Here is an 11,889-nt window from a genome sequence, read left to right on the forward strand (position 1 = left end):
CTGGGATGGCAGTTTTCGGTTTATGAAGATAAAGAGGGACAAGGCGGCGTTCTCGTCAGCCATCGCCGTATTCAGGAATTTACACGTACAGAACGGTGCTACACTTGTATGTAGCGCAACTTTCTTTACGGTCAATCGGCAAGGTGTTAAATTGATCACGTTTTAGACCATTTTTTCGTCGGTACCACCATTAAAGATAAGGGCGAAAAAGGGTAACGGTTATCTTTTTGAAATACTGCGGGCTCGCCGTTATTCGATTCTGGAATAGCTTGCGACACCGGAAACATCAGGCGATACGTCTTGTACCTCTATATTGAGACTCTGAAACAGAGACTGGATGCCATAAATCAACTGCGTGTGGATCGCGCGCTTGCTGCTATGGGACCTGCTTTCCAGCAGGTTTACAGTCTGCTGCCGACATTATTGCACTATCACCACCCGCTGATGCCGGGTTACCTCGATGGTAACGTTCCCCGTGGCATCTGCGTTTTCACGCCTGATGAAACCCAACAGCATTATCTGAACGAGCTGGAACTCTATCGTGGCATGCCGCCACAGGAATCCCCGAAAGGCGAGCTGCCAATCACTGGCGTTTACTCTATGGGGAGTACCTCATCGGTAGGGCAAAGCTGTTCATCTGACCTGGATATCTGGGTCTGCCATCAATCCTGGCTCGATAACGACGAGCGTCAGCTGTTGCAGCGTAAATGCAGCCTGCTGGAAAGCTGGGCGGCATCGCTCGGTGTGGAAGTAAGTTTCTTCCTGATTGATGAAAACCGTTTCCGCCATAACGAAAGCGGCAGTCTGGGTGGTGAAGACTGCGGCTCAACGCAGCACATCCTGTTGCTGGATGAGTTTTACCGTACTGCCGTTCGCCTGGCCGGTAAGCGTATTCTGTGGAATATGGTGCCGTGCGAAGAAGAAGAGCATTACGATGATTACGTCATGTCGCTGTATGCGCAGGGCGTACTGACGCCAAACGAATGGCTGGATCTGGGTGGCCTTAGCTCCCTGTCTGCCGAAGAGTACTTTGGTGCGAGCCTCTGGCAGCTCTATAAAAGTATCGACTCACCGTATAAAGCGGTGCTGAAAACGCTGCTGCTCGAAGCCTATTCCTGGGAATACCCCACACCGCGCCTGCTGGCGAAAGATATCAAGCAGCGTCTGCACGACGGGGAGATTGTCTCCTTTGGGCTTGATGCCTACTGCATGATGCTGGAACGCGTCACCGAATACCTGAAAGCCATAGATGACACCACGCGTCTTGACCTGGTGCGTCGGTGTTTTTATCTCAAAGTTTGTGAAAAACTGAGCCGCGAACGCGCATGCGTGGGCTGGCGTCGTGAAGTGGTCAGTCAGTTAGTCAAAGAGTGGGGATGGGACGAAGAGCGCCTGTCCATGCTCGACAACCGCGCTAACTGGAAAATCGATCAGGTGCGTGAAGCGCACAACGAACTGCTCGATGCGATGATGCAAAGCTACCGTAACCTGATCCGCTTTGCGCGCCGTAATAATCTCAGCGTTTCCGCCAGCCCGCAGGATATTGGGGTACTGACCCGTAAACTGTACGCCGCGTTTGAAGCGCTGCCGGGCAAAGTGACGCTGGTGAACCCGCAGATTTCACCTGATTTGTCAGAACCGAACCTGACCTTTATCTATGTTCCTCCGGGCCGTGCGAACCGCACCGGGTGGTATCTGTACAACCGTGCGCCAAGCATGGACTCGATCATCAGCCATCAGCCGCTGGAATATAACCGCTACCTGAACAAGCTGGTGGCCTGGGCCTGGTTCAATGGCCTGTTGACCTCCCGTACCCGCCTGTTTATTAAAGGCAACGAAGGGGTCGATTTAGCCAAACTGCAGGAAATGGTGGCGGATGTGTCGCACCACTTCCCGCTGCGTCTGCCGGCTCCGACGCCAAAAGCGCTCTATAGCCCGTGTGAAATTCGCCATCTGGCGATTATCGTCAATCTGGAATATGACCCGACGGCGGCGTTCCGCAATCAGGTGGTTCATTTTGACTTCCGCAAGCTGGACGTCTTTAGCTTTGGCGAGCAGCAAAACTGCCTGGTCGGCAGTGTAGACCTGCTGTACCGCAACTCGTGGAACGAAGTGCGTACCCTGCACTTCAACGGCGAGCAGGCGATGATCGAGGCGCTGAAAACCATTCTCGGTAAGATGCACCAGGATGCCGCACCGCCGGACAGCGTTGAGGTGTTCTGCTACAGCCAGCATCTGCGCGGTTTGATCCGCACCCGCGTGCAGCAACTGGTGTCTGAGTGCATTGAACTGCGTCTTTCCAGTACCCGTCAGGAAACCGGGCGCTTTAAAGCGCTGCGCGTCTCCGGCCAGACCTGGGGCCTGTTCTTCGAGCGCCTGAACGTGTCGGTGCAAAAGCTGGAAAACGCCATCGAGTTCTACGGCGCAATTTCGCACAACAAGCTGCATGGTCTGTCAGTACAGGTGGAAACCAACCACGTGAAACTGCCGCAGGTGGTGGATGGTTTTGCCAGTGAAGGGATTATTCAGTTCTTCTTTGAAGAGTCGGGTGACGACGCCGGTTTTAACATCTACATCCTGGATGAAACCAACCGCGCTGAGGTGTATCACCACTGTGAAGGCAGCAAAGAGGAGCTGGTACGCGACGTCAGCCGCTTCTACTCGTCGTCACACGACCGTTTCACCTACGGCTCAAGCTTTATCAACTTCAACCTGCCGCAGTTCTATCAGATTGTGGACGTGGACGGTCGTGCACAGGTCATCCCGTTCCGTACCCAGGCTGTGGCACCTGCGGTACCTGCCAGCCAGGATGCGACTGCTCCGTTGTTGCAGCAGTATTTTTCCTGAGACGTTGTACCGGGTGGCGTAGCGCCACCCGTGTAACGCTTACCGGAAGCTAACCTTTTCACCCGCCTGCGCGGTCGCCGCCTGCTCCAGCAGGTTCCAGAACGTTTCGCCGCTACGGTCGCAAACCCACTCGCCCTCTTTCAGATCGAAATGGTAGCCACCCTGACGGGTTGCCAGCCATACCTGGTGAAGTGGCTCCTGGCGGTTAATAATAATTTTGCTACCGTTTTCGAAGCTGAGGGTCAACACGCCACCGTTGATTTCACAATCGATATCGTTGTCGCCGTCCCAGTCGTCCAGACACTCTTCAATGGTCATCCACAGGGTGTCGGCAAGGCGATGGAATTCACTGTCGTTCATGGTTTTGTTCCTGTTTTTCGTGATGTCGGCAGTATAACGCTAAATAATTCCCGTTGCAGGAAAGCGGCAAACTCTTGCTTTTGTGTCTTCTCCTGCGATGATAGAAACAGATTTGAACTTACGGGCAACTTGAATAATGAAAAACGTTTTCCGAACGCTTGCCGTTCTCATCACGCTGTTTAGCCTGACAGGCTGTGGTCTGAAAGGGCCGCTGTACTTCCCGCCTGCAGATAAAAGCGCGCCGCCGCCGACGAAACCAGTGCAAAGCGGTATTGAGTCCACGACGCCAACCACGAACGATCGTGGCGACAATGGCGGTCCGACTCAGGTCAATCTCTGACGATTACGTTCTGTACCCGCGCAATGGAGCAAATGATGCAGTTCTCTAAAATGCATGGCCTTGGCAACGATTTTATGGTCGTCGACGCGGTAACGCAGAATGTCTTTTTCTCCCCGGAACTGATCCGCCGTCTGGCGGATCGGCATCTGGGTGTGGGGTTCGATCAGCTTTTGGTGGTTGAGCCGCCGTACGATCCCGATCTCGATTTCCACTACCGTATTTTTAACGCAGACGGCAGCGAAGTTTCCCAGTGCGGCAATGGCGCACGCTGTTTTGCCCGCTTTGTTCGCCTGAAAGGGCTGACCAACAAGCGCGATATTCGCGTCAGCACGGCTAATGGCCGCATGGTGCTCAGTGTCACCGATGACGAGCTGGTGCGTGTGAACATGGGCGAGCCGAACTTTGAACCTTCCGCCGTGCCGTTTCGCGCGAACAAAGCGGAAAAGACCTATATTATGCGTGCGGCCGAACAGACAGTATTGTGCGGCGTCGTCTCAATGGGTAACCCTCACTGCGTGATTCAGGTTGATGATGTGGAAACCGCGGCGGTCGAAACCCTCGGCCCGGTGCTGGAAAGCCACGAACGCTTCCCGGAGCGGGCGAATATCGGTTTTATGCAGGTGGTGAAGCGTGAGCACATCCGCCTGCGTGTCTACGAACGCGGCGCGGGTGAAACCCAGGCCTGCGGAAGCGGTGCCTGCGCTGCTGTGGCAGTCGGCATCTCTCAGGGATTACTGGCAGAAGAGGTTCGCGTGGAATTACCAGGCGGTCGTCTTGATATCGCCTGGAAAGGCCCGGGTCATCCACTGTATATGACTGGCCCGGCGGCACATGTCTATGACGGGTTTATCCATCTATGAAACAACCAGGGGAAGAACTGCAGGAAACGGTGACGGAACTGGACGACAGAGCTGTTGTTGATTATCTGCTGCGCAATCCTGAGTTTTTTATCCGCAATGCACGCGTCGTCGAACAGATGCGCGTGCCGCATCCGGTACGTGAAACCGTGTCGCTGGTCGAATGGCATATGGCGCGCTCACGCAACCATATCAATCAGCTCGAAGAGAACATGACGCTGCTGATGGAACAGGCGAGTAATAACGAAAGCCTGTTTTATCGTCTGCTGCATCTGCAGGCACGTCTGGCGTCGGCGCATAGCCTTGAAGAGTTCCTCAGCCGTTTCCACCGTTGGGCACGTGAGCTGGGGCTGGCTGGCGCAACCCTTCGTCTTTTCCCTGACCGCTGGCGCATTGGTGCACCGTCTGGCTTCACCCATCTGGCGCTGAGCCGTCAGGCGTTTGAACCGCTGCGTATTCAGCGTCTGGGCCATGAACACCACTATCTGGGGCCGCTGAACGGACCAGAGTTGCTGCTGCTGTTACCAGAGGCCAAAGCCATTGGCTCGGTGGCGATGTCACTGATGGGGCGCGATGGCGATCTGGGGGTGATGATATTTACCAGCCGCGATGCACACCACTATGAGCAGGGGCAAGGCACGCATCTGTTGCAGGAGATTGCCCTGATGCTGCCGGAGCTGCTGGAGCGCTGGATTGAGCGCGTATGACCGACGGACTGCTCGGCCCTGACGTCACGCGATTTCTGCGCTACCTGGGCGTTGAACGTCAGCTTAGCCCCATTACGCTGCTGAACTATCAGCGTCAGCTTGATGCCATCATGCAGATTGCCGACGAGATCGGCCTGAAAAGCTGGCAACAATGTGACGCTGCGACGGTACGCGGGGTTGTCGTGCGTAGCCGCAAAAAAGGGCTAGGCCCGGCGAGTCTGGCACTCCGGCTCTCAGCCCTGCGCAGTTTCTTCGACTGGCTGGTCAGCCAGGGGGGGTTAACAGCCAACCCGGCTAAAGGGATCACCACGCCAAAAGCGCCGCGCCATCTGCCCAAAAATATCGACGTCGACGATGTGAACCGCCTGCTGGATATCGATCTTAACGATCCGCTGGCCGTACGCGACCGCGCGATGCTGGAGGTGATGTATGGCGCAGGGCTGCGTTTGTCTGAGCTGGTGAACCTTGATTTAAAACACCTTGATCTCGAGTCCGGCGAAGTGTGGGTCATGGGTAAGGGCAGCAAAGAGCGCCGCCTGCCGATGGGTCGCAACGCCGTCTCCTGGATTGAACACTGGCTGGATCTGCGCGGGCTGTTTGGCGCAGAAGAAGATGCGCTATTCCTGTCAAAACTCGGGAAGCGGATCTCGGCGCGTAACGTGCAGAAGCGCTTTGCTGAGTGGGGCATCAAACAGGGGCTGAACAGCCATGTTCACCCGCACAAGCTGCGCCACTCGTTTGCCACCCATATGCTTGAATCGAGCGGCGATCTGCGCGGCGTGCAGGAGCTTCTCGGCCACGCGAATCTGTCGACCACTCAAATCTACACCCACTTAGACTTTCAGCACCTTGCCTCGGTGTATGACGCGGCGCATCCACGCGCCAAACGGGGGAAATAATGCGTTTTTACCGCCCACTCGGTCAGATTTCCGCAATCACATTTGACCTTGATGACACCCTTTACGACAACCGTGAGGTGATCCTGCGAACCGAGCAGGAGTCGCTGGCGTTTGTGCAAAACTACCATCCGGCGCTGAAGGCAATGCAGAGTAAAGACTTTCAGCGACTGCGCCAGGCCCTGCGGGAGACCGAGCCGGAGATTTATCATGACGTGACGGAATGGCGTCGCCGCGCGGTTGAGCAGGCAATGCTGAACGCAGGAATGAGCGCGCGTGATGCGGCCATTGGGGCAGAAGCCTCAATGGAGAACTTCGCCAGGTGGCGCAGCCGCATTGATGTGCCGCAGGAAACACATGATACGCTGGCAAAACTGGCCGAAAAGTGGCCGCTGGTGGCGATCACCAACGGCAATGCCCAGCCGGAGTTGTTTGGTCTGGGCGACTATTTTGAATTTGTGCTGCGTGCGGGTCCGCACGGACGCTCGAAACCCTTTAACGATATGTACCATCTGGCGGCGCAAAAACTGCGCCTGCCGCCCGGTCAGATCCTGCACGTCGGGGATGACCTGACCACGGACGTGGCCGGGGCGATCCGCTGCGGCATGCAGGCCTGCTGGATCAAACCGGAAAATGCCGATCTGATGACAACGCTGGACAGCCGTCTGCTGCCGCACGTGGAAATTTCGCGGTTGGCATCCCTCACGACGCTGATATAATCATCAATTGTTCTGTATAAATTAACAGGGTTTTGGCGAATGATAACATTCGCCTGCCCGACATGACGTGACGGTGCCAATGGACGTTTCTTACCTGCTCGACAGCCTTAATGACAAACAGCGTGAAGCCGTAGCTGCCTCGCGCACTAACATGCTGGTGCTGGCTGGGGCGGGCAGTGGTAAGACGCGCGTGCTGGTTCACCGTATCGCCTGGCTGCAGAGCGTGGAACACTGCTCGCCGTACTCCATTATGGCGGTGACGTTCACCAACAAGGCGGCGGCAGAGATGCGCCACCGTATCGCACAACTGATGGGCACCAGCCAGGGCGGTATGTGGGTCGGCACTTTCCACGGCCTGGCGCACCGCCTGCTGCGCGCGCACCATATGGACGCCAACTTGCCGCAGGATTTCCAGATCCTCGACAGCGAAGATCAGCTGCGTCTGCTGAAGCGCCTGATCAAGGCAATGAACCTCGACGAGAAGCAGTGGCCGCCGCGTCAGGCGATGTGGTACATCAACGGTCAAAAAGACGAAGGGCTGCGTCCGCACCATATTCAGAGCTTCGGTAATCCGGTTGAGCAGACCTGGCAAAACGTCTACAAGGCTTATCAGGAAGCGTGCGATCGCGCCGGTCTGGTCGATTTCGCCGAGCTGCTGCTGCGTGCCCACGAGCTGTGGCTCAACAAGCCGCATATCCTGCAGCACTATCGCGAACGTTTCACCAATATCCTGGTGGACGAATTCCAGGATACCAACAACATTCAGTACGCGTGGATCCGCCTGCTGGCGGGTGATACCGGCAAGGTGATGATCGTCGGCGATGACGACCAGTCAATCTACGGCTGGCGTGGAGCGCAGGTGGAAAACATCCAGCGCTTCCTCAAGGATTTCCCGGGCGCGGAAACTATTCGCCTGGAACAGAACTACCGTTCGACCAGCAACATCCTGAGCGCCGCCAACGCCCTGATTGAAAACAACAACGGGCGTCTGGGTAAAAAGCTGTGGACTGATGGCGTCGACGGTGAGCCGATCTCTATCTACTGTGCGTTTAACGAACTCGATGAAGCGCGCTTCGTGGTTAATCGCATTAAAACCTGGCAGGACAACGGCGGTGCGCTGGAGCAGTGCGCCATTCTCTATCGCAGCAACGCCCAGTCGCGCGTGCTGGAAGAGGCGCTGCTGCAGGTGAGTATGCCGTACCGCATTTACGGCGGGATGCGCTTCTTCGAGCGTCAGGAAATCAAAGATGCGCTCTCCTATCTGCGTCTGATTGCTAACCGTAACGACGATGCGGCGTTTGAGCGCGTGGTGAATACGCCGACGCGTGGCATTGGTGATCGTACGCTGGACGTGGTGCGTCAGGCGTCCCGCGACCGTCAGCTTACGCTGTGGCAGGCGTGCCGTGAGCTGTTACAGGAGAAAGCCCTCGCCGGACGTGCCGCCAGCGCGCTGCAGCGCTTCCTGGAGCTGATTGATGCTCTGGCTCAGGAGACGGCAGATATGCCGCTGCACGTGCAGACCGACCGGGTGATTAAAGACTCTGGCCTGCGAACCATGTACGAGCAGGAGAAAGGTGAAAAGGGCCAGACCCGTATTGAGAACTTAGAGGAACTGGTCACGGCAACGCGCCAGTTCAGCTACAACGAAGAAGACGAAGACCTGATGCCGCTGCAGGCGTTCCTCTCCCACGCCGCACTGGAAGCGGGCGAAGGGCAGGCGGATACCTGGCAGGATGCGGTTCAGCTGATGACCCTGCACTCCGCCAAAGGTCTGGAGTTCCCGCAAGTGTTTATTGTTGGCATGGAAGAGGGGATGTTCCCGAGCCAGATGTCGCTGGATGAAGGTGGGCGTCTGGAAGAAGAACGCCGTCTCGCCTATGTGGGCGTGACCCGCGCTATGCAAAAGCTGACGCTAACCTACGCCGAAACTCGTCGTCTGTATGGCAAAGAGGTGTATCACCGTCCGTCGCGCTTTATTGGCGAACTGCCAGAAGAATGCGTGGAAGAAGTTCGTTTACGCGCCAGCATCAGCCGTCCGGTCAGCCATCAGCGCCTGGGCTCACCGATTTCTGAAACCGACACCGGTTACAAGCTGGGCCAGCGCGTGCGCCATTCTAAGTTTGGTGAAGGCACCATCGTAAACCTGGAAGGCAGCGGTGAGCACAGCCGCCTGCAGGTGGCGTTCCAGGGGCAGGGGATCAAATGGCTGGTGGCGGCTTACGCCAGACTGGAAACAGTGTAACATTCAGAAAATTATCATTATTTTGTAATAATCTGCTAGCCTTATACGTTGAAGGTCAATTAATGCCTTTCAGCGTTCCGTTGCGTGTTGACGCCACAGTTACTGCTGGCGTAACATGCGCGCACGATTACGCTAAGAGGACATTCGCCTTGGACACACCCAGTAGATACTGGCTCAATTCCCTGTCATCCAGGAACAACTCCTAAGGCTATCTCCTCTTGCTGATGGCCTTAGTGGTTGTCAGCGACCTGTATTATTCCCGTCGCGCTGAGTCAGGCTGTTTAATGGTCTGAAACCCAATTTGTTTCTGTGTGCCCACCGAACTGTCCGATATTTTTTGCATTGGGAGTCCCGGTCATGTTGAGCGCATTTCAACTCGAAAATAACCGACTGACTCGGCTTGAAGCCGAAGAGTCACAGCCCCTCATTGATGCCGTATGGGTGGATCTGGTCGAGCCGGACGACGATGAACGCCTTCGCGTACAATCTGAGCTGGGGCAAAGCCTGGCAACCCGTCCGGAACTGGAAGACATCGAAGCATCGGCACGTTTTTTTGAAGACGAAGACGGTCTGCACATTCACTCCTTCTTCTTCTTTGAAGATGCGGAAGACCACGCGGGTAACTCCACCGTGGCGTTTACCATTCGCGATGGCCGCCTGTTTACCCTGCGCGAGCGCGAACTGCCTGCATTTCGTCTCTACCGTATGCGCGCCCGTAGCCAGGCGATGGTGGACGGCAACGCGTATGAGCTGTTGCTCGACCTGTTTGAAACCAAAATCGAACAGCTGGCGGATGAGATAGAAAACATTTACAGCGACCTGGAAAAGCTGAGCCGCGTCATCATGGAAGGTCATCAGGGCGATGAATATGACGAAGCGCTCTCGACGCTGGCAGAGCTGGAAGATATCGGCTGGAAGGTGCGTTTGTGTCTGATGGATACCCAGCGTGCGTTGAACTTCCTGGTGCGTAAGGCACGCTTGCCGGGTGGTCAGCTGGAGCAGGCGCGTGAGATCCTGCGCGATATCGAATCCCTGCTGCCGCACAACGAATCCCTGTTCCAGAAGGTTAACTTCCTGATGCAGGCGGCGATGGGTTTTATCAACATTGAGCAGAACCGCATCATCAAGATCTTCTCGGTGGTATCCGTGGTGTTCCTGCCGCCTACGCTGGTGGCATCAAGCTATGGGATGAACTTTGAGTTTATGCCGGAGCTGAAGTGGAGCTTTGGTTACCCGGGCGCGATTATCTTTATGATCCTCGCCGGGCTTGCGCCGTATCTGTACTTTAAGCGCCGCAACTGGCTGTAGGAATCTGGCGGGTGGCGTTGTGCCAGCCCGCCCTATAACGTCCCTATTGACCTTTACGCGTCCTGCGCTGGGTATAAATTGCATCGGCGACAAAAATCGCCAGCGCGACCCAGATAAAGGCGAACGTCACCATTTTATCCGCACCCGGCACTTCACCGTAAAACACCACTGCCAGCAGGAACATCAGCGTCGGGCCGATGTACTGGAAGAAGCCCAGCGTGGAGAGGCGCAGGCGCGTCGCCGCACCGGTGAAGCACAGCAGTGGGATGGTTGTCACCACGCCTGCCGCCATCAACAGCATATTCAGCGACCACGGGTTATTGCCCATATGGCTGGTGGAGCTGTCGGCAATGCCAAACAGGTAGACTGCGGCTACTGGCAGTAGCCACAGGGTTTCGAACAGCATCCCGGTTTGTGCTTCCACGGCGATTTTCTTACGCACCAGCCCGTAGAATGCAAAGCTGAATGCCAGTCCCAGCGCGATGATCGGCAGTGAACCGAACGTCCACAGCTGAACCAGTACGCCGCAGAAGGCGAGGATCACCGCCAGCCACTGCATACGGCGGAAGCGCTCACCGAGGAAAATCATCCCCAGCACAATATTCACCAGTGGGTTAATAAAATACCCCAGGCTGGCTTCGAGCATGTGATGGTTATTCACCGCCCAGATAAACAGCAGCCAGTTACCGCCAATCAGCACCGCAGAGAGCGCCAGCAGAAACACCTTTTTCGGTGTTTGCAGCAATGTTTTTACGCCTGACCACTGACGACTGATGCTCATCAGCGCAATCATAAAGAAAAATGACCAGATCACGCGGTGAGTGAGGATCTCATCAGCCGGTACGTAAGCGATAAATTTGAAGTACGCCGGAGCGATACCCCAAATAAAATAAGCGGCAAGGGCGAGTAAAACGCCCTGCCGCGTCTGTTTAGCATCCATCGGGAAAATCCGTTACAAGAAAGTGCATTCACTTTAACTGATTTTACCCACTCAACCCACCATATAAGTGGCGGTTGCGCTGGCGATATAAACCTGTTCTTCGTTATGTAACTCAACGCGGGCAACGGCGACTTTATTACCCGCGCGCAGCAGGCTACTGGTGCAGGTAAAGCGGTTTCCACGCCCGGGGCGCAGGTAGTCGACGCGTAAGTCGATGGTTCCCATGCGCGACAGGCGCTGACGTAGCTCATCTTCATTGATGGTGTCGTGGCGTGTCAGTGTGCTACCAACACAGACCAGCCCTGCCGCGACATCCAGCGCCGAGGCAATCACACCGCCATGCAAGATGCTTTGCGCCCAGTTGCCCACCATCATTGGCTGGTTGTTAAAGCTAAGCTGGGCAAACTCTTTCTCGTACCGCTCCAGTTCCAGCCCTAGCGCGCGGTTAAAGGGCATATGGTAAACAAAAATCTCGCCCACGAGTTTTAACGTTTCTTCGGCGGTAAGCGTGGCTGACATGAGAATTGACATCCTTTTTGTTAACAAAATGTTGATTTTATGCCTCATGCTTCAGGATTTCCACTTTCAGAAAGGAGGAGGCGGAAGTTACTGAAGAAGCCTGTAGAATGTCTGCTCATAACGATTCATGAAATCAATCTGTTTTTCAGGAGAA

General features: G+C 55.6%; 12 protein-coding genes. 9 read left to right on the forward strand and 3 right to left on the reverse strand.

Annotated elements, in window-relative coordinates; translation table 11 throughout:
- Positions 1–300 precede the first annotated feature (300 nt).
- On the forward strand, positions 301–2,847 hold the full coding sequence (gene cyaA / locus HV318_RS14615) for a class I adenylate cyclase (RefSeq protein ID WP_182273316.1): 2,547 nt from the start codon (positions 301–303) through the stop codon (positions 2,845–2,847).
- 39 nt (positions 2,848–2,886) lie between these two features.
- On the opposite strand, the gene cyaY is transcribed toward cyaA, so the two are convergent.
- On the reverse strand, positions 2,887–3,207 hold the full coding sequence (gene cyaY / locus HV318_RS14620; RefSeq protein ID WP_182273317.1) for an iron donor protein CyaY: 321 nt from the start codon (positions 3,205–3,207) through the stop codon (positions 2,887–2,889).
- Between the two features lie 136 nt (positions 3,208–3,343).
- Between cyaY and lptM the strand changes: the two genes are divergently transcribed.
- The 8 genes from lptM to corA all read left to right on the forward strand — a co-directional run bounded on the left by lptM (position 3,344) and on the right by corA (position 10,276).
- A complete protein-coding gene (gene lptM, locus HV318_RS14625; protein WP_182273318.1) occupies positions 3,344–3,547 on the forward strand; it encodes an LPS translocon maturation chaperone LptM in 204 nt (67 codons plus the stop codon).
- Positions 3,548–3,582: 35 nt separating this feature from the next.
- Positions 3,583–4,407 (forward strand): diaminopimelate epimerase, encoded by an 825-nt coding sequence (dapF, locus tag HV318_RS14630; RefSeq protein ID WP_182274606.1) that lies wholly within the window; start codon positions 3,583–3,585, stop codon positions 4,405–4,407.
- Complete coding sequence (locus HV318_RS14635; protein WP_182273319.1) at positions 4,404–5,111, forward strand: DUF484 domain-containing protein; 708 nt, start codon at positions 4,404–4,406, stop codon at positions 5,109–5,111. Before dapF ends, HV318_RS14635 begins: the two co-directional genes overlap by 4 nt.
- On the forward strand, positions 5,108–6,010 hold the full coding sequence (gene xerC, locus HV318_RS14640; RefSeq protein ID WP_182273320.1) for a tyrosine recombinase XerC: 903 nt from the start codon (positions 5,108–5,110) through the stop codon (positions 6,008–6,010). The genes HV318_RS14635 and xerC overlap by 4 nt, the downstream gene beginning before the upstream one ends.
- On the forward strand, positions 6,010–6,726 hold the full coding sequence (gene yigB / locus HV318_RS14645) for a 5-amino-6-(5-phospho-D-ribitylamino)uracil phosphatase YigB (RefSeq protein WP_182273321.1): 717 nt from the start codon (positions 6,010–6,012) through the stop codon (positions 6,724–6,726). The genes xerC and yigB overlap by 1 nt, the downstream gene beginning before the upstream one ends.
- Positions 6,727–6,805: 79 nt before the next feature.
- Positions 6,806–8,968, forward strand: coding sequence for a DNA helicase II (uvrD, locus tag HV318_RS14650; protein ID WP_182273322.1), 2,163 nt, complete (start codon positions 6,806–6,808; stop codon positions 8,966–8,968).
- A 149-nt stretch (positions 8,969–9,117) separates the two neighbouring features.
- Positions 9,118–9,174, forward strand: a complete 57-nt coding sequence (gene ysgD / locus HV318_RS24105) for a YsgD/CorL family protein (protein ID WP_212743980.1) — start codon at positions 9,118–9,120, stop codon at positions 9,172–9,174.
- A 151-nt stretch (positions 9,175–9,325) separates the two neighbouring features.
- A complete protein-coding gene (gene corA / locus HV318_RS14655; protein ID WP_008501540.1) occupies positions 9,326–10,276 on the forward strand; it encodes a magnesium/cobalt transporter CorA in 951 nt (316 codons plus the stop codon).
- 43 nt (positions 10,277–10,319) lie between these two features.
- Here the strand turns inward: corA and rarD are convergent, their stop codons facing one another.
- Positions 10,320–11,216 (reverse strand): EamA family transporter RarD, encoded by an 897-nt coding sequence (gene rarD / locus HV318_RS14660; RefSeq protein ID WP_182273323.1) that lies wholly within the window; start codon positions 11,214–11,216, stop codon positions 10,320–10,322.
- Between the two features lie 51 nt (positions 11,217–11,267).
- The gene (gene yigI, locus HV318_RS14665; RefSeq protein WP_182273324.1) at positions 11,268–11,735 is read right to left on the reverse strand and encodes an acyl-CoA thioesterase YigI; all 468 of its coding nucleotides are present in this window, start codon (positions 11,733–11,735) and stop codon (positions 11,268–11,270) included.
- Positions 11,736–11,889 lie beyond the last annotated feature (154 nt).

This window comes from Enterobacter sp. RHBSTW-00901 (assembly GCF_014103115.1).
GTDB classification, from domain to species: Bacteria; Pseudomonadota; Gammaproteobacteria; order Enterobacterales; family Enterobacteriaceae; genus Enterobacter; species Enterobacter cloacae_P.

What these genes read in the sequence shown, in the direction of transcription:
- corA (WP_008501540.1), top strand. Translation starts at nt 9,326, where the DNA reads ATGTTGAGCGCATTTCAACTCGAAAATAACCGACTGACTCGGCTTGAA.
- uvrD (WP_182273322.1), top strand. Translation starts at nt 6,806, where the DNA reads ATGGACGTTTCTTACCTGCTCGACAGCCTTAATGACAAACAGCGTGAA.
- rarD (WP_182273323.1), bottom strand. Translation starts at nt 11,216, where the DNA reads ATGGATGCTAAACAGACGCGGCAGGGCGTTTTACTCGCCCTTGCCGCT.
- yigB (WP_182273321.1), top strand. Translation starts at nt 6,010, where the DNA reads ATGCGTTTTTACCGCCCACTCGGTCAGATTTCCGCAATCACATTTGAC.
- HV318_RS14635 (WP_182273319.1), top strand. Translation starts at nt 4,404, where the DNA reads ATGAAACAACCAGGGGAAGAACTGCAGGAAACGGTGACGGAACTGGAC.
- dapF (WP_182274606.1), top strand. Translation starts at nt 3,583, where the DNA reads ATGCAGTTCTCTAAAATGCATGGCCTTGGCAACGATTTTATGGTCGTC.
- yigI (WP_182273324.1), bottom strand. Translation starts at nt 11,735, where the DNA reads ATGTCAGCCACGCTTACCGCCGAAGAAACGTTAAAACTCGTGGGCGAG.
- lptM (WP_182273318.1), top strand. Translation starts at nt 3,344, where the DNA reads ATGAAAAACGTTTTCCGAACGCTTGCCGTTCTCATCACGCTGTTTAGC.
- cyaY (WP_182273317.1), bottom strand. Translation starts at nt 3,207, where the DNA reads ATGAACGACAGTGAATTCCATCGCCTTGCCGACACCCTGTGGATGACC.
- xerC (WP_182273320.1), top strand. Translation starts at nt 5,108, where the DNA reads ATGACCGACGGACTGCTCGGCCCTGACGTCACGCGATTTCTGCGCTAC.